This window comes from Pseudoalteromonas sp. SWYJZ19 (genome assembly GCF_015864375.1).
Classification (GTDB): domain Bacteria; phylum Pseudomonadota; class Gammaproteobacteria; order Enterobacterales; family Alteromonadaceae; genus Pseudoalteromonas; species Pseudoalteromonas arctica.
Map to the genome: position 1 here is coordinate 25875 of NZ_JADYXI010000014.1, position 18312 is coordinate 44186.

The following is an 18312-nucleotide window of genomic DNA, read 5'->3' on the forward strand; positions in this document are numbered from 1 at the left end:
ATTAACTTAGCAACTCCAAAAATAAAAAACAAACCGTTAATAAACATGAGCTTAAAACAAGTCATGAACTTGGAACACACCTTGCTTTAATTAAATTGAACTATACATTCATTTAATTAAAGAGGTCATTATGAACACCCATCAAGGATCAGAAGTAAATCATATTACTGACATCATTCAAGTTATGAACAGCGGCATCGATTTTTATCAAAAAGCACAGGAAAAAGTTGAAGACCCTGCTATTGGCGCACTTTTTCAGCGCATGATAGATGCCCGAAAAGTGAGTGTTGAGCGCTTGCAGCCATATGCAATTAATGAAAAAGGCGAACGCGAAGATGGTTCATCTTTCGCAGTTGAAGCACGACGTGCATACACAGCCTTACTTACTACATTCACCTCACATAACGACAGCACGTATGTAAAAGAGCTTGAAGAAGTAGAAGATAAAACGCTTGTAGAAATTAAAGCCGCTATGGATAAACCACAACCGGCTGATTGCGAAGCTGCACTGGCTAAAACATTATTAACAATGCAAAGCTGCCATGCAGAAATGAGCCGTATGCAAAAGCAGTAAGCTTACATAACGCATAAATACAACCCAGCCTAGCGCTGGGTTTTTTATTGCCTCTAATACCAATCTGCATAAATCTTTAAGCAATTTAACGAATTAAATCACACTATAACGATGCCATATAGACCCCATATAAGCAGATTGCTACAAACACCACCTTATTTCGCCACATTTTAAATACATAATGAATACAAATATTTAATGTTATTAGAATATTTATTTAACCACGCTTTATTTTTGCTGTGCTAATTTTGTTAATAGGTACCTAAAACCTTGCTGTGGCGCCGCAGCATTTAATTAAAAATAAGGTCCAATATGAAAAGTAAACTAACTAAACTGCAAAATAATGCTGATGTAGATATGACCCCGATGTTAGACATAGTGTTCATATTACTAATTTTCTTTATTGTAACTACATCTTTTGTAAAACCTGTGGCTATTGAATTAAACCGACCACTCGACAGCCCTCAAATAGATAAGCCTGTTAAAAATGCTTTATTTAGAATTGATGAAAGTAACGCAGTATATTTTTCAGGGAGGTTAATTGATTTAGAGCAAGTTGCGACTAATTTAGCGATGTTCGCGGCTAAATATGAAATAAGTTCGGTACTTATAACCGCAGACGAAAACAGTACACATAATACTTTAATGAGTGTAATGAATAATATTAAGCAATACGATGATTATTCAATAAGTTTGATTTCTAAATAAAACAGCCCAATATAAAACCAAAAAAAGGGCCTTACGGCCCTTTGAGTTAAATAACGAAAGGGAGGTTATTAATTAAAAACGGTATTCTGCGCCTACGTAGTAGTAAGCACCGTTAAATCCAAATGGAGCAGAACGACGTGAGTAGTCAAACACACCTGAGCTACTTATTACTGTGTTGCCACTAGCATCCACAATAGTACCTGAGCGAGAGTTACCTATTTCGTTTTTATCTGGGTAAACATCAAACAAGTTATTTGCACCAATATTTACCGACAAATCTTCAGTAACGAAGTAGTTAACTTTAACGTCAGTTAAAATTTCTGCGCCATACGTTTGACGACCACCATCTTCTACTGTGTACTCACCAAAGCGATTAAGTGACAGGTTAACTGTCCAATCGTCACGTTGATAAAGCGCACTTAAGTTAATACGATCTTCTGGTTGCCACTCTTCAATAATAGAGATGTCTTCAGCTGAAAATATATCTTCTACGTTTACTGTCTCAAGGCTTGAGCCAGCAGGCGAAAATAACGATACAACATCTGTTTTAGTAAAGTTAGCTGCAAGTGTAAAATCAAGCGTGCCGCCTAAACCTTCAGTGTTCCACGTTGCTACAAAATCAACACCACGAGTTTCTGTATCAGCACCATTTAAGAAGAACTGACCTACGCCAGCACCCGCACTATTTAGTGCAGCATCAAGGCTTGTAGATAAACCTTTACCTAAGCGGTCACTAATTACAATACGGTCGTCAATATCAATTGAGTAGTAATCAACGGTTACATTAATATTATCTGTAACGTTATATACAATACCTAAACTACGGTTTTGTGATTTTTCTTCTTTAAGCTTTGGAATACCTAAGCTTTGCGCAAGTGTTGAATCATTTCTAAATGTACCAACCTCTTCTGCAACTAAATTACCATTAGTACCAACAACAAATTGCGTACTTACGTTATTAAAGTAAAGCTGCTGCATTGAAGGCGCTCTAAAACCTGAGCTTAATGCACCACGTAGTGAAATATCGTCGGTTACAGACCAGTTACCAGCAAGCTTAAAGTTTACTGTATCACCAAAGCCTTTGTAGTTATCGTAGCGAAGTGCACCCGATAAAATTACATCTTCAATCACATAAGCTTCTGCATCTATGTAAAATGAAATTACATCACGCGATTCATCAACTGATGATGCAGGAGCTGAACCACCAAAACCTTGTGAACCACCTGATGCATCTTCAGAGCCAACACCACCACTTAAGCCGTTGTAAATACTTACACCGTTGGTTGTATCGTAATCGCGGTATGCGTACTCATTACCTTCTAAAATGCGATATTCGTCAGTACGGATTTCTGCACCCATTGCTAAAGAATAATCATCAAAGTTTTGCGTAAAATCAATATTGATTGTTTGCAGTGATAATTCCATGCCGTAAGCGTACGCTTCACGTGGGATAGTTGTACGAATATCAGCAGCACTTAAACCTTGGTCATAACGTAAAAAGTTAGCGTATGAGGCATTGATAGTGTCACTTGTCGTGTAATCAATGCTGTTTTCACCATAGGTGTAAGATAAATCAAGGCTTGCATCGTTATCAAACTCAGTTTTATAACCAAAGTTGTACGAGATATCGTCGATAGTTGTATTAATTTTTGGTAAGAAACCTAGCGGAATCGTCGCATCATTATCTTGTAGTACTGGGTTACCACCTGCATTTGCATTATGACGGAAAAATGCAGCCGACTCATTTTCACGTGTTGAGTAAGTAATAAAGCCGTAAAGCTCGCCATCACCTAACTCGTAACCGGTATTAATTGTTAAACCAAACTGCTGAGAATCAGCATCACCAATTCTGAATGTATCACGATCGGCTGTCAGCTCACGCGGATCGCCAGCAAGTAAAGTACCGTCACTTAGTTCTGTACAACCATAAAACTGACAAGAGCCATGTAAACCTGCACGGTTAGTCGGTGCACGGTCACGGTAATTGATAGTTGTATTTAAATAACCGTCATCACCTAGCGCAAAGCCTTTATTAAAATCAAGGTTAATGGTTTCGCCATCGCCTTCAGAATATTGACCGTAGTTAATAGCCGCTTTGCCACCTTCGCTACCATCCTTAAGCACAATATTAATAACACCTGCAATTGCATCAGAACCATACTGAGCAGCAGCGCCATCACGTAATACTTCAATGCGTTTAATCGCAGAGGCTGGAATTGCATTCATGTCAGTACCTGCGGTACCACGCCCAACAGAGCCATTAATATGAATAATACTTGCTTGGTGACGACGTTTGCCGTTAATTAAAACCAATGTTTGATCGGGGCCCAAACCGCGAAGTGTCGCAGGTCTTAAAGCATCAGTACCGTCACTAATTGCAGAGCTTGAAAAGTTAAATGAAGGGGCGATAGACTGTAGCATACGACCAACTTCTGTTTGGCCTGTATTTTCAAGCGCTTCTGCACTTAAGATATCTACTGGAACGGGTAAATCTTCAACTGAACGTCCTGCTACACGGCTACCGACAATAGCAATTTTTTCAATTTTTTCTTGAGCGACTTCTTCTGCTGCGTTTACACCTTGCGAATTTACTGCAAGTAAAGCTGGTAATACTGCTGCACTGACCGCTGAAAGCTTCATCATGTTGTTATCATTCCTGTTGATTTGTTTGAGTTTTATACTCAGTAAACCATTTTGATCAACAACCGCATCGAGCTCAGTCCCACCTAATAATGCCTCTAGAGCATCTAGCTGAGTGTAAAATCCATAAACTGAATTTGCGTCATACTGCTTTGCCAACTCATAAGAAAACACCACGGTTTGCTCTGTTTGTTTAGCATATTCAATTAAGGCTTTGTCTGCTCGCTGCGCTTTTATATCAAATTGCACCATTTGCCCAGTGGTTTGAGTTGCTGCTTGTACACTCAAGCTAAAAATAGCCGGTACAAGCACACTAAATCCACTCAATAAATGCGTTTGGTTACTGCGCAACTTATATAAACAGCTGACAAACAAAAATCCTCTATGGTTTTGTTTCTTTTTTTTAATGTTTTTTTTACGTTCAATCTTTATTGATGCAACTTTATCTAACATTAGTTTGATTTGCATAATGTCTACTTATGATTCTGTATGGTGTTTTAGCGTTACTACATGCTCACCTAAACGCTCATGATCAATCGAAAAATTAGTTTGTAAACTTTCTAGTAAACCTTCAACGTCACCCGCTTTAAATACCCCAGCTACTTTAATACTGGCAAGCTCGGCTGATGAAAGTTCAAAACGTGTTGCGGTATAGCGACTTACTTCATTTAAAGCATCGCTTAACTCTTCTCCATTAAAAATAAGCATGCCATTTTGCCATGCCAAATCGCGTTGTACGTCGTTCATTGAAAGCTGGGTAATTGGCTTTGTAACACTCTGCTTTATAACTACCTTTTCGCCTGAGGTAACAATATTGGCATTAATTTGACGAATTTTTTGCGTGCTGTTATCTGCAAGCTGATAATCTTTAAAGTCATTTGCGTCAACCGCTACACTAGGGTCGGTGATCATCACTTTGCCTTCGGTAACAACAAGCTCTAAATCTGATGAGGTATTACGCTGTACATTAAACACGGTACCGAGTGCGGTAAAGCTTTTGTCGCCGGCCATTACACTAAACGGACGCGTGGCATCTTTTGCTACATTAAAACGCCCTTCTCCTCGACTAAGTAACAACTGCCTGCGGCCTTTGCTATAAGCAACTTCTAGTAAGCTATTAGTATTAAGCTGCACTATAGTGCCGTCTGGCAATACATACGTTGCTTGCTCGCCTACTTTTGTTTTGTAAATTTTAGTGTAGTTAACTTTTGCAAGCTCTTGGTTATAGCCGTTTTCTAAATTAATTAATAAGTAGCTGCATACCATTAGTGCTGCAAATAAACTCGCTGCAATTGAGTAAGAAAACATCCACTTATTTTTTGATGCTTTAGTATTGTTACGCTGAGGAAATAAATGACTTAATTCATTTAACACCGAAAGCTCATCCCAAAGCTGAGCAAGCTCGTATATAGAGTCTTGATGGGCGGTGCTTTGCATCATCCATAATTTAAATTGCTCTTTTTCATCATCAGTTAAACCACGATCAATCGCGCTTATCCAATCACATGACTTTTCTAAAATTAAATCTTTTGAATTAAATTGATGAACATTACTCATTCTGCGACCCTCTTAACTGATATAGGGTGTGCTTGAGCTTTAGGGTTTGTTTGAGGGCTTTGCTCATGTTCACGCATGTACAACATGGTTTGTAACAATCCTTTGGCAATGTGTTTTTCAACAGTGCTTTGGCTTAACTGCATTTGGTCTGCGATCTCTTTTTGGCTCATGCCGTAAACTTTTTTTAATATAAAGCATTTACGAATCGATGAGCTTAGTTGCTCAGTAGCTCTACAAAAAAGTAAAAAGCGCTCTTTAGATGTGTATTCATCCTCAAGCTTCATTGATTTGAGTAATACGGGTAATTCGTTATCGTTTTCTAACGAATCATTAAATTTGTTGTCCCACTTAGCTATATGGTTAAGTGCTAGGTGTTTTGCTGTTTTAAGCATGTAACTGCGGGTAAACTGTATATCTTGCTTTAAATCAGCTTCGTAGCTTTTTACAAAAGTTTCTTGCACAATATCTTCTACATCGTCGGGTTGAACAATGCGCGATACAAAACGTTTGAGCTGTTTAGATATATCAACAAATGTTGACGTGAATTTTACTTTTTTCGTCATCCTTAACATCCACCTGTTGTTATTTTTATTATTAGGGCGTGTTGGCCTTTCGTGGTTGAATTTGCAGCAGTACGTTTGGTATTTAGGCAAGGCAGAGCCTATGTAGTGTGGTTATTCCCCATAAATAGGTGATAACGCAGCATAAATGCCAAACATGCGCTGCCCGTTGGGTTCTTTCTAGGGACGATTAACTCTTTGTTGCTCGGTTTTGACTTAGCCCGCTAGGTTACAAACCTCGCGCCGCGATTAAATCGTACCTAGATTGAACAAATTTCAATCCACAAAGGTCAACACGCCCCATTAGATTACGAGTTTTTGATATAAAAACAAGCTCAAATGTTAATTCTGGGTTATTTAAATGGATAGGAAGATAAATGAGTAAATTTTTAGATTATATCCGACTTAGTTTCTTTGCATTCGGTTTACTACTTGGAGTGCAAATCCCTGCATTTATAAGCGATTTTGGCCAAGCATTATCAGCCCAATTAATTGAAGCTAATAGTGCCATTGCACCTTTTAAAAACGATGCAGCTAAGTATTTTAATAATGATTTAAATAAGCTAATTAAACACTATAAAAATATTGATGATGGGATTGTGAATAAAGGTGCAAGTAATATCAGTACACTTTACACACGACAACAAGACTTACAAATCGCTGTAAATAGGTTTGCGCAATCTCCATATATTTTTACTATGATCAGTGGCATGAGCGATGTAAAGCAACAAGTGTGGCAACGCTTTGAAGGTCAAATCATTTTAAAAAAAGACTCTATTATAGCCGCCATTGTTGCAGCTATTATAGTTGCCTTACTTGCCGAGCTTACTGGTTATTTGTTTTTAACTGGAGTAAAACGCTCATTTAAACGCTTATTCGCAGCTCAAAAATAGTGATTTCATAAAGTCATAAAATACATCGGTTTTGCGGGTAGTTAAGCTATTTTGCGGACGCAAAAACCAAACTGGTGCATCATCTTGTGCCATTACACCGGGCATAACTTCAACTAAAATGCCATTTTTAATATCTTCATGAATAGCTATCATTGATTTAATTGCAATGCCATGACCTGCAATGGCTGCTTGAGTCATATTGTCGGAATTAGAAATAGTAAAGCGTGTTCTTGCATTAAAAGTATGTGTTTTACCTTGTTCATCAAAAAGCTTTAATTGGCGCTGCCACGGCAGGCAAACCCAATAGTGTTCGCTCAATTGAGCTAAGCTTTTAGGCATGCCATATTTTTTTATGTAACTAGGAGCTGCGCAAAGTATACGTTTGTTGTTTACTATTTTCCGTGACAGTAAACCGGAATCATTTAATTGTCCTACACGAATTGCCACATCTTGTGCGTCATCAACCACATTTACAAAATGATCAGTAATTAAAAAATCAAGTTTTAGTTCAGGATAGGCCTGCTCTAACTCATTGAGTCTTGGCATTACGTATTTTGAAAAAATCCAAGGGGGCATAGTCACGCGTAATAAACCACTCACAGATGAACTACGCGCACCAATACTATGCTCAGCGTCGTGCAGCGCCTCCATTATAGCGCCAACTCGCGTATAAAATATTTCACCTGCGGGAGATAACCGTACTCGTCGGCTATCTCTAAAAACAAGTACTGTTGCAAGCTCACGTTCTAATTTACTTAAGCGATGGCTTACCGTTGCAGGCGATAAACGCTGCTCACGCGCAGCAGCAAGCACCCCTTTATTTTCAACTACTGCTATAAATGTTTCTAGGTCGCTTAAATTATACATAAAGATGCCATTGTGCACTTTTTAATGTTTAACATTTTCGAATGAAGCTTTCAGTTTTGCAATGTTTATTTAAATATGTAAAACACTATAATTGCAAATAGTCTAATTATTGAGGTTCAATCATGAGTTTAAAAGCGCAAATAGATGCCTATAACGTACAAAAAGATGCCAAGTTACCGGCTGACGTTTTAGCATTAATGAACACTACAAACGAAGAGCTTATTGCACAGCATATTAAAGACAATGCGTTGCAAATTGGTCAAAAAGTAGAAAACTTCAGCCTAGCCAATCATAAAGGCGAAAAGATTGAGCTTGCGGATTTATTAAAAAAAGGCCCGGTAATTATTAGCTTTTATCGTGGTGGCTGGTGCCCATATTGTAATTTAGAGCTAAAAGCACTTAATGACTACTTACCGCAATTTAAAACTCAAAATGCTCAGTTAGTCGCAATATCACCACAACTGCCTGATGAAACTCTCTCAACTGCACAAAAAAACGACCTTGAGTTTGATGTGCTTTCAGATGTTAGTAATAAAGTAGCTGAGCAATTTGGTTTATTGTTTACACTCGATGAGCGTATTCAAGCGTTATACACACAATTTGGTATTGATTTTGAACACTACTACGGCGATAAAAGCTTTAAATTGCCGCTACCGGCTACTTATGTGATAAACCAAGAAGGTATTATTACATACGCATTTTTAAACGAAGACTACACCCTACGCGCAGAACCTACTGATGTTATGGCAGCACTTGAATCGGAGAATAACTAATGTCTATTTTAAAATCGTTAAAAACACTTACTCTTTCACTACTTGTTGGCACAAGCCTTGTGTCAGGTTATGCAGTCGCTGATGAACCAAAAGAACAAACAAAGCCCAAAGTGCTTATTTTTGATGTAAACGAAACCCTACTTGATTTAACGTCAATGCGTACCTCTATTGGTAAAGCACTAGGCGGGCGTGAAGATTTATTACCACTGTGGTTTTCGACTATGCTGCACCATTCATTAGTAGATACAGTAAGCGGTAGTTATCACGACTTTGGGCAAATCGGGGTGGCGTCACTCCTTATGGTTGCTCAAAACAACAATATTGATATTACTAGTGAACAAGCTAAAACAGCTATTGTTACGCCTCTTTTAACGCTTCCTCCACACAGCGATGTTAAAGAAGGACTGGCAAAACTTAGAGCACAGGGCTATAAATTAGTAAGCCTTACAAATTCTTCAAACAAGGGTGTAAAGGCACAGTTTGAAAGCGCAGGTTTAATGTCTTACTTTGACGCACGTTACAGCATTGAAGATATTAAAATTTATAAACCTGATTTACGTGCTTATGAGTGGGTACTTAAAAAGTTAAACGTAGCACCTGATGAAGCAATGATGGTAGCAGCGCACGGTTGGGATGTTGCTGGCGCAAAAGAAGCTGGCTTACAAACTACGTTTATTGCTCGCCCAGGTAAAGCACTTTACCCATTAGCTAAAAAGCCAGATCACGTTGTGAAAGATTTACATGAATTAGCCGCTCTACTTAAATAAGTATGCGCTGATGAATCAATACCCAAGCGGCCAATGTTAGGATGACATTGGCCGCTTTTTTATGGCCGTTAAAATTATTTAGAATTTTAGTGGGTTATTTTCATAATTAGTATCTGGCAGATTCAAATCTTAAAAAATTGAATGTAAACAAAGTATTTAGCCTGTTATGAGTTATTTTATCTGCTAGCAATTTAGTACTCACAACGCTACTATTAAATAAATACGTGGTGGAGAATATAATGAATAGTGAAAGATTAGGTGAGTTTGAGCAGTACTTTCAAATTAATGAAAGTATAAGAGTGAATTTATTCGCCGTATCGAACGAACAAGTCCCTAAATCGCAGCTTGAGCTTGAAGACGACATCCCCCCATTATTTAGATTAGCTAATGAAGTAAGTGAGCTTGAGCAAAGCTCGTTACGCCCACTGCGTAACTTAGGCGATATAGCACAAGAGCTAGCTGCATTTTTACAAGCGCAGTCACGTAAAATAGATTTAATAATGAGCCATATTTTGGCCTCAGAACAAGCCCAAGATAACGCAATTCAATGTGATAGTTATGGTGGCGGTGGTATTCGCTTTACTTCTCCTGAAGTACACTCAATTGGCCAATCATTCAGAACTAAGCTATTTTTGCACCACGAAGCCTCTGCTGTGTACTGTTACACCGAAGTTGTGGCAGTAGAAAAGCAAGATAGCGAACATTATCAATACACCCTGCTTTTCACCGCTATTAGAACCACTGACCAAGAACTAATTGTTAGAGCGAGTTTACATGCTCAAACCCGCCAACTTAAAAAACGTCAAGAATTAGAACTAGCCCAAGATGATTCAAACAACGATAATTAGCTGACATCTTTTTGTAAAATGCTAAACTAGTGTCATCTTAATTAGTATATAAAATTCATGAACTTTAGACTTTTACCAGAATGGGCCCAGCAAGACGCTGTTATGCTTACGTGGCCTCATAAAGACACCGATTGGGCTGATAATTTAGCACGTGTAGAACCTGTGTATGTTGAGCTTGCTAAACATATAACAACGCAGCAACAGCTTGTTATTGTGGCGCATAACAGTGCCTTAAAAATGCATATTACAGCATTGCTAAATAGCGCTAGCATCTCTCTTAATCGTGTTCATTTTGTAGTAACGCCTACTAACGATACGTGGGCACGCGATCATGGTCCGCTTACTTGCGCCGCCATTGACTCACCAGAGCAATTAAAAATTTATGATTTTACTTTTAATGGTTGGGGCAACAAGTTTGAAAGTGCATTAGACAATCAAATTAATCGTACATTGGTAAAAGAGCTAAGTAGCAAAAAAAATCAATATCAAGCGCTCGATATGGTGCTTGAAGGTGGCGGTATTGAAATAAACGAGCATGGTGTGTTGCTAACAACCAGCGAATGTTTACTCAATAAAAATCGTAACCCAGATTTAAACCCAGCTGACATAGAAGTACTTTTAAAAGAGCACTTAGGCGCAACGAGCTTTTTATGGGTTGATCATGGCTATTTAGCGGGCGATGACACCGACAGCCACATTGATACCTTAGTGCGCTTTGCACCAAATAATACCCTTGTATATGTAAAGTGCGACGATGAAACTGATGAGCACTACAGCGCACTTGATGCGATGGAAAAACAACTAAAAACCTTTAAAACAGCCGATAACACCCCATATAACTTAATTAAGTTACCGTGGCCAAAAGCCGCTTATGACGATGAGCAAACACGCTTACCGGCTACCTACGCTAACTACTTAATTATTAATAATGCGGTGCTTGTGCCAACGTATAATGATGCCAATGATGAACGTGCTCTAGCGCAAGTTCAAATAGCATACCCACAACACATTATTATTGGCGTTAATTGCCAGCCAATAATTGAACAATTTGGCAGCCTGCACTGTATTACAATGCAATTACCTCGTGGATTTTTAGCTGGAGCAGCACAATGACAAGCCCTGCAAAATTAACCGTTGCATTAGTGCAACAAAGCAACAACGATAGTGCTGAACAAAATATGGCAAAATCAATCAATGCCATTCGTGAAGCCGCTCAAAAAGGTGCAAAACTAGTTGTACTCCAAGAGCTACACCGAAGCCTCTATTTTTGCCAAACCGAAAATGTTGACGTATTTGATTTAGCCGAAACCATTCCAGGCCCTAGCAGTAATGCCTTAGGTGAGCTTGCTAAAGAGCTAAGCATTGTAATTGTGGCCTCTTTATTTGAAAAACGCGCAACGGGTCTTTATCACAATACTGCGGTTGTATTAGAGCAAGACGGTAGCATTGCCGGTAAATATCGCAAAATGCATATTCCTGATGATCCTGGCTTTTACGAAAAATTTTACTTTACCCCTGGTGATATCGGGTTTGAGCCGATTCAAACCTCGGTAGGTAAATTAGGCGTGCTAGTATGTTGGGATCAATGGTTCCCTGAAGCAGCTCGTTTAATGGCAATGGCAGGCGCTGAGGTATTAATTTACCCTACTGCTATCGGTTGGGATATAAATGACGACGTTGCTGAGCAAACTCGTCAAAAAGATGCGTGGGTTATTTCCCAGCGTGCTCACGCTGTTGCCAATGGTGTGCCGGTAATTAGTTGTAATCGCGTAGGCCATGAAAGTGACCCAAGCGGACAAAGTGATGGTATTGCGTTTTGGGGAAACTCCTTCATTGCAGGCCCACAAGGTGAGTTACTAGCCGAGGCTAATAATACTGATGAGCAAATTTTAGTGGTAGAAATTGATCAAAAACGCTCAGAAAACGTAAGACGTATTTGGCCGTTCTTACGTGATCGACGAATTGATCACTACAAAGACCTAACAAAAATATACCGAGACTAAGTAACCTGAACTCTGGGTCACAAATATAATGGCTCTTACTTGCTAAGAGCCAACTATAAATGGAGTAATAAATGGCGTTTGAGCAATGGGCAGCCTTGCCTTGGGTAAAATCTCAAAAAGATAAAATTCAATGGGGCCAGCTAAGCGGAAGTGGTTTAAGTATTGCCATTGCTGAAGGCGTTAAACAACAAGATAACTTAGTCTTAATTGTTACGCCTGATACACCAAGCGCACTGCGCCTTGAAACAGAATTAGAATATTTATTACCCGATAACCCAGTAATGGTATTTCCTGATTGGGAAACTCTGCCATACGATCATTTCTCCCCACATCAAGATATTATTTCAGCGCGATTAGCGACATTAAACACCTTAAAAAAAGAACAACAAAGTGTATTAATTGTACCTGTATCTACCTTAATGTTGCGCACAGCGCCAGCCTCATTTATTTATGGTTCAACAATCAACTTTAAAGTAGGCGACAAACTAGACACTCATAACTTTCGTGATAATTTAGAGCAAGCCGGTTATCTAAATGTTCAACAAGTAATGGAGCACGGCGAATACGCTATACGCGGCTCTATTGTTGACTTATACCCGATGGGTAGCCCGCATCCATTTAGACTCGACTTTTTTGATGACGAACTCGACACTATTCGCTTATTTGATGTAGAAACGCAGCGTTCTGATGAAAAAGTAGATAAAATTGAGCTACTTCCAGCACACGAATTTCCTACTAATGAAGCCGATATTGAGCGTTTTAGAATAAGCTACCGTGAAAAGTTTGGTGCAAGCTCACAGCAAGACTCGGTATACATGCAAGTCAGTAAAGGTAACTGGCCTGCCGGTATCGAATACTACATGCCGTTGTTTTTTGAAAAGCTAGCGACTATTTTTGACTACTTGCCAAATACAACAACTGTTATGCAACTAGGCGATTTAGAGCATGCGGCAGACACCTTTTGGCACGATGTAAATGTACGCTATGAAAACCGCAGAGTTGACCCACTTCGCCCATTACTAGAGCCCAATGCGCTTTATCAGCCTATTGAAGAGCTGTTTTCTAATTTAGGCAATTTTGCACGTATTCGTTTATCTCTTGCAAAGCTTGGTACTAAAGCGGGCAATAAAAACTTAAGCGTTAGCGAGCTGCCTGCTATTCGAATTGATCATAAGCAGCATGAACCTTACGCCGCGTTTATAAATTATGTAGCAGAACAAAAAAAGAAAAAAGGCCGCATATTACTCAGTGTTGAATCCGATGGTCGTCGCGAGTCATTACTGAGCATTTTAAAACCAAGCGGTTTAAAATTTAAAGAATTTGAAACACTCGAACAATTTACTAAAAGCGCGAGTGATGTAGGTTTAATAGTAAGCCCACTTGAACAAAGTGTAGTACTTGGTACTAAACCCAGCCTTTCTATTATTACCGAGCAAGAACTGCTAGGTATTAAAGTCTCTCAGCGCAGACGCCGCAAGCACAAGTACGAAGCGAGCCAAGATGCGCTCATTCGTAATTTAGCCGAGCTTAAGGAGGGTCAGCCTGTTGTGCATCTCGATCATGGTGTTGGCCGTTATCAGGGTTTGCAAACAATTGATGCTGCAGGTGTAGTTACTGAATTTGTAACGATTACTTACGCAAGTGAAGCTAAATTGTACGTGCCAGTATCTGCATTACATATGCTTAGTCGTTACTCGGGTGGTGAAGAAGCCAGTGCCCCGCTGCATAAGCTTGGTTCAGATGCATGGGAAAAAGCTAAAAAACGTGCGGCTGAAAAAGTCCGCGATGTAGCCGCCGAATTACTTGATATTTATGCACAGCGCCAAGCAAAACCCGGTAATAAGTTTACTCTAGACGCCCCTGCATATCGCCAATTTAGCGATAGCTTCCCGTTTGAAGAAACTGACGATCAGCGAAGCGCCATAGAAGCAGTGTTAGGTGATATGCAATCAAAGCAAGCCATGGATCGCTTAGTGTGTGGTGACGTAGGCTTTGGTAAAACAGAAGTAGCCATGCGCGCTGCTTTTGTAGCGGTTAACGATGATAAACAAGTGGCAATTTTAGTGCCTACCACTTTGCTGGCTCAACAACACTTTGAAAACTTTAAAGACCGTTTTGCTGATTTTCCTATTGAAGTTGGTGTACTTTCGCGTTTTAACTCAACTAAAGAACAAAAAGACACGCTTGAGAAAATGGCCAACGGTAAGCTCGATATCGTTATCGGCACACACAAACTTATTCAGCAAGACATTAAGTTTAACGACTTAGGCTTGCTCATTGTTGATGAAGAACATCGCTTTGGTGTACGCCAAAAAGAGAAAATTAAAGCACTACGTGCCGATGTAGACATACTTACACTCACTGCAACACCAATACCGCGTACACTTAATATGGCTATGAGTGGCATGCGTGATTTATCAATTATCGCGACCCCGCCTGCTAAACGTTTAGCGGTTAAAACCTTTGTACGCCAACGCGATGTAGAACTAATACGCGAAGCGGTACTGCGTGAAATTAAACGCGGTGGTCAAGTTTACTTTTTACATAACAATGTAGAAACTATTGAGCGTGTTGCACAAGAGATCAGTGAATGGGTGCCTGAAGCAAGCGTAACCTCAGCTCACGGTCAAATGCGCGAGCAAGAGCTTGAGCAAATAATGACTGACTTTTATCATCAAAAATACAACGTGTTGGTATGTACCACGATTATCGAAACCGGTATCGATGTACCTACAGCCAACACCATTATTATGGATAGAGCAGATAAACTCGGCCTTGCACAGTTACACCAATTACGTGGGCGAGTTGGCCGAAGCCATCATCAAGCGTATGCCTATTTACTCACAGGTGACCCTAAAGCACTTTCTAAAGATGCGAGTAAACGCTTACAAGCAATCGAATCGTTAGAAGATTTAGGCGCAGGTTTTGCCCTAGCAACACACGATTTAGAAATTCGTGGTGCGGGTGAGTTACTTGGCGACGATCAATCAGGTCAAATGCAAACTATCGGTTTTAGCTTGTACATGGAAATGCTCGAGCAAGCTGTAAATGCGCTACGTGAAGGTAAAGAACCAACACTTGAAAACCTACTTAAAAAGCAAACCGAAGTGGATTTAAAACTAGCTGCACTATTACCTGATGATTACATACACGATGTAAATGCACGTTTAGGTATGTACAAGCGCGTTGCAAGTTGTGCTAACCTTGATGACATGGATGAACTGCAAGTTGAGTTGATAGACCGTTTTGGTTTACTGCCAGATGCCGCTAAAAACTTGTTTAGCTTACAACAGCTTAAAATGCAGGCCAGTAACTTGGGTATAACAAAAATTGAGGCTAATCCAAAAAGCGGTTACTTTGAGTTTAGCCAAGATACTAAGGTTAACCCTAGCTTCATTATAGGTTTGATACAAAGTGCGCCTAAGGTGTACAAAATGGATGGCGCAAATAAACTGCGCTTTGCTATTAGTGAGGCTAATGCCCGCGAACGCTTAAAAATGGTCACTGCAATGATTGCAGATTTCGAAAAAAAGGTTAGCCATTAATGTTGCTAAAAAAATCGCTTGTTATTTTCTGCTGCTTATTTAGTAGCACTGCATTTGCAGAGCGTTGGTTTGAGGTTGAGGTGCTGGTATTTAAACAGCGCCCTGCTCCATATTTACAAGAAGACTTTACCCTTAAGCACAAAGCTATTGAGGATAAAAACTCTCTAGATTTAATGACGCCACTTTACACAGAGCAAGCAATGCAAGCCTGTATAGATGGCGATGAGCGTTTTCAAAAACGCTCTTTCACCGATTCCTTAGTTAATTCAAACCCGCAATCGGGTGTATGCGGTGACAGTATAAACTACCTGCAAAGCTACGATGAGCTACCTGTAACACCTCTAGCACCCGCTAAAGATGATATGCAGCAAACTTATTTATTAGCGCCAGAACAACTGCAATTTAAAGCGCAGTACCGACAGCTAGATCGCAAAGGGTTAACACCTATTCTACATACTGGCTGGCGCTTTGAAGGCGCAAGTAAATCGCGTGCTCCAAGTATGCATTTAATAGCAGGTAAACACCTTAAAAGTGATTCCAACGTAACCCCTAGCTATTCAAATCCTGATTTTGTAAGTTTATTAAATTCACAACCTGAACTATTTAACGACCCAGACCAATCAAAAGCAGAATGGGAACTAGACGGTTTATTTAAAATACACTTACGACATTATTTATACATTACAGCTAATTTTGATATTAGCCAAAAGCTAGAAAATGGCGACATAGAGTCAGCCCGCTTTTCTCAGTTTAGACGTGTAATAAGTGGTGAAGTACATTACTTTGACCACCCACGAATGGGCATGATCGTCCAAATCAGAAAATTCAAACATTAATACTAAGTAGGATATAACAATGAAAAAACTCCTTATCATCGCAGCTACATTAAGCCTTGCGGCTTGTTCTAAAGTAAGCCTTGAAAGCTACGAAAAAATTAAAGTAGGTATGGATAAGACTGAAGTTGAAACCATTTTGGGCAGTGCAGATAACTGTGTTGAAAAAACACTGCATACTAATTGTGTGTGGGGCGATGAAGCGAAAAATATCGAGATCACGCTAGTATCAAACAAAGTAACTTTATACAGCAAACATGGTTTAGCTAAATAAATATAAAAAAGGGACTGATTTTATCAGTCCCTTTTTTATTCATAAGCTTACTTTTTCGAGTAAATAAGCTCAATATTGACGATTTTACTGCGATTTAACGTTATTTTATAGCGTTGATAAAGTGTTCTATCTTCCTCAGTCAGCACAAGCACCATGTTAAGTTGGTAGCGCCGCTCAACCGCCTGTTTAGATATTTTATTACTGTCTAAATGATATAACTTCCCTTCACCACGTTTTAAATAACGCGCAAATGGCGCAAGACTAAATTGCAGAGTTTGTTGCAAGGTATCGTAACCGGGTAAAAACTCTTTAGCACTTACACGCGTTTCACTTGCAAAATGTAACCACTGCGCAGCTTGTTTATTTTGCTGTCGACGTTTTGAAAATATAGATTTTACTTCTTTAGGGATTTTTTTAAAGCGTGTGTATTCAAGCCAAATTAGCTGACTCGCGATTTTGTCTTTGGTAATACTATTTTTAAAACTAAATCGCCACTTGGGTCGCCCTTGTACAATAGCTCGCCAAATCATACGCGTAATATCTTCTTTAAATATTTCTCGTAGGCCGTAAATAACCCCTAATATTAAAATAAGCGTCGCGGTGACTTCAGTAAATGTTGAGCGAGCATTAAGTATTACAACCATCACAAATGCCATTATAACTGCTGTTACCGTGCCCTTAACTAATCGCTTAAGGTAGCTATTAAGAAACCGCGTTTGGCGTTGTAATATAACGCCATGCTCAATTAAGCGTTGTAGCAAGCGCATTTTATTTGTTATTCGATTAGCGTCTTGCATGGTGGTTTCAGAATTATAGTTTTTTTCGGCCCGGTACGCATTTTCGTTTTTACAAAACTGCATTAAATCGTTACGTTCTTTCGCATAATCGCTACTACGGGGGCCTTCATCTAAAAGCTTTAAAAAAGATTGCTCAACATGCCAACTTAAATAGTTATCAGCATTGGTAAAAAATGGCAGTAGCTTTTCGTCATCTGGAGTATAGCGGCGCAGCTTTTTTAAAAGCCCCTCACTTTGTTCATATACTTCGTTAGCACGTTTATAAAAGTCTTCGGCTTCGTCAATTTTTAACGCGTCTTTTATATCGGCATCAAGGGCTAAACGTACTTGGTAACAAAATAAATTAAGGTTTTGGCGATAATCTTGTTGCTCACCTTTATTTTTACTCACAAAGCGGCTTCGCACTAAAGGCAAGTGTATATTATTCGCGTTATACGCTAAATGCGATTTGAAGTGGTTATTAAAATATGATTCTTCGGTAAGCGTTTGCGGATTAATCCCCATTTCATTAGGGATAGAAAAATACAGATCTATGCGCTGTTCAGAACGAGGAGTTAGTTCTGGTTCAATGACAAAAGATAAGTTTTCATCTTGTTTTAACAATCAGTTCTCCTTCTAAAATATCGTTTTAGTTTACTTGTCTCCTTTGTTTTGTTCAATAAAAAAGGCCCAG

At 39.2% G+C, this 18312-nt stretch carries 16 protein-coding genes; 11 read left to right on the top strand and 5 right to left on the bottom strand.

The annotated features are described in order from the left end of the window. Positions 1-130: 130 nt before the first annotated feature. Together I6F45_RS14220 and I6F45_RS14225 are read left to right on the top strand one after the other, a co-directional pair. Positions 131-574, top strand: a complete 444-nt coding sequence (locus tag I6F45_RS14220; protein WP_007585695.1) for a ferritin-like domain-containing protein — start codon at positions 131-133, stop codon at positions 572-574. Positions 575-886: 312 nt separating this feature from the next. Beyond that, complete coding sequence (locus I6F45_RS14225; protein ID WP_169060096.1) at positions 887-1282, top strand: ExbD/TolR family protein; 396 nt, start codon at positions 887-889, stop codon at positions 1280-1282. Positions 1283-1354: 72 nt separating this feature from the next. Here the strand turns inward: I6F45_RS14225 and I6F45_RS14230 are convergent, their stop codons facing one another. From I6F45_RS14230 to I6F45_RS14240, 3 genes are read right to left on the bottom strand one after another with little or no spacing between them, the layout of a single operon-like run. Continuing rightward, positions 1355-4390, bottom strand: coding sequence for a TonB-dependent receptor plug domain-containing protein (locus tag I6F45_RS14230; RefSeq protein ID WP_197118204.1), 3036 nt, complete (start codon positions 4388-4390; stop codon positions 1355-1357). A gap of 9 nt (positions 4391-4399) precedes the next feature. Beyond that, a complete protein-coding gene (locus tag I6F45_RS14235) occupies positions 4400-5479 on the bottom strand; it encodes a FecR family protein (RefSeq protein WP_197160854.1) in 1080 nt (359 codons plus the stop codon). After that, a complete protein-coding gene (locus I6F45_RS14240; protein ID WP_002961494.1) occupies positions 5476-6042 on the bottom strand; it encodes an RNA polymerase sigma factor in 567 nt (188 codons plus the stop codon). Before I6F45_RS14240 ends, I6F45_RS14235 begins: the two co-directional genes overlap by 4 nt. Before the next feature lie 374 nt (positions 6043-6416). Between I6F45_RS14240 and I6F45_RS14245 the strand changes: the two genes are divergently transcribed. Then, complete coding sequence (locus tag I6F45_RS14245; RefSeq protein WP_024594382.1) at positions 6417-6932, top strand: DUF2937 family protein; 516 nt, start codon at positions 6417-6419, stop codon at positions 6930-6932. On the opposite strand, the gene I6F45_RS14250 is transcribed toward I6F45_RS14245, so the two are convergent. After that, positions 6912-7799 (bottom strand): LysR family transcriptional regulator, encoded by an 888-nt coding sequence (locus I6F45_RS14250; RefSeq protein ID WP_007585683.1) that lies wholly within the window; start codon positions 7797-7799, stop codon positions 6912-6914. The two genes, I6F45_RS14245 and I6F45_RS14250, sit on opposite strands and share 21 nt — an antisense overlap. Before the next feature lie 122 nt (positions 7800-7921). Here I6F45_RS14250 and I6F45_RS14255 point away from each other — a divergent pair, with 122 nt between their 5' ends. The 8 genes from I6F45_RS14255 to I6F45_RS14290 all read left to right on the top strand — a co-directional run bounded on the left by I6F45_RS14255 (position 7922) and on the right by I6F45_RS14290 (position 16842). Beyond that, positions 7922-8572 (top strand): peroxiredoxin-like family protein, encoded by a 651-nt coding sequence (locus tag I6F45_RS14255; protein WP_024594381.1) that lies wholly within the window; start codon positions 7922-7924, stop codon positions 8570-8572. Further along, complete coding sequence (locus I6F45_RS14260; RefSeq protein ID WP_197160856.1) at positions 8572-9339, top strand: haloacid dehalogenase type II; 768 nt, start codon at positions 8572-8574, stop codon at positions 9337-9339. The genes I6F45_RS14255 and I6F45_RS14260 overlap by 1 nt, the downstream gene beginning before the upstream one ends. A 239-nt stretch (positions 9340-9578) precedes the next feature. Continuing rightward, positions 9579-10187 (top strand): PilZ domain-containing protein, encoded by a 609-nt coding sequence (locus tag I6F45_RS14265; protein ID WP_197160858.1) that lies wholly within the window; start codon positions 9579-9581, stop codon positions 10185-10187. A gap of 57 nt (positions 10188-10244) precedes the next feature. Continuing rightward, a complete protein-coding gene (locus I6F45_RS14270) occupies positions 10245-11300 on the top strand; it encodes an agmatine deiminase family protein (RefSeq protein WP_197119470.1) in 1056 nt (351 codons plus the stop codon). After that, positions 11297-12190: a carbon-nitrogen hydrolase gene (locus tag I6F45_RS14275; RefSeq protein ID WP_197160860.1), complete on the top strand. Its 894-nt coding sequence runs from the start codon at positions 11297-11299 to the stop codon at positions 12188-12190. The genes I6F45_RS14270 and I6F45_RS14275 overlap by 4 nt, the downstream gene beginning before the upstream one ends. A 71-nt stretch (positions 12191-12261) precedes the next feature. After that, positions 12262-15735, top strand: a complete 3474-nt coding sequence (mfd, locus tag I6F45_RS14280; protein WP_197160862.1) for a transcription-repair coupling factor — start codon at positions 12262-12264, stop codon at positions 15733-15735. Beyond that, positions 15735-16571: a peptidoglycan binding protein CsiV gene (locus I6F45_RS14285; RefSeq protein WP_197160864.1), complete on the top strand. Its 837-nt coding sequence runs from the start codon at positions 15735-15737 to the stop codon at positions 16569-16571. The genes mfd and I6F45_RS14285 overlap by 1 nt, the downstream gene beginning before the upstream one ends. Positions 16572-16590: 19 nt before the next feature. Beyond that, positions 16591-16842, top strand: coding sequence for a DUF3862 domain-containing protein (locus I6F45_RS14290; RefSeq protein ID WP_197119466.1), 252 nt, complete (start codon positions 16591-16593; stop codon positions 16840-16842). Positions 16843-16889: 47 nt separating this feature from the next. On the opposite strand, the gene I6F45_RS14295 is transcribed toward I6F45_RS14290, so the two are convergent. Continuing rightward, a complete protein-coding gene (locus I6F45_RS14295) occupies positions 16890-18242 on the bottom strand; it encodes a hypothetical protein (RefSeq protein ID WP_197160866.1) in 1353 nt (450 codons plus the stop codon). Positions 18243-18312: the final 70 nt, after the last annotated feature.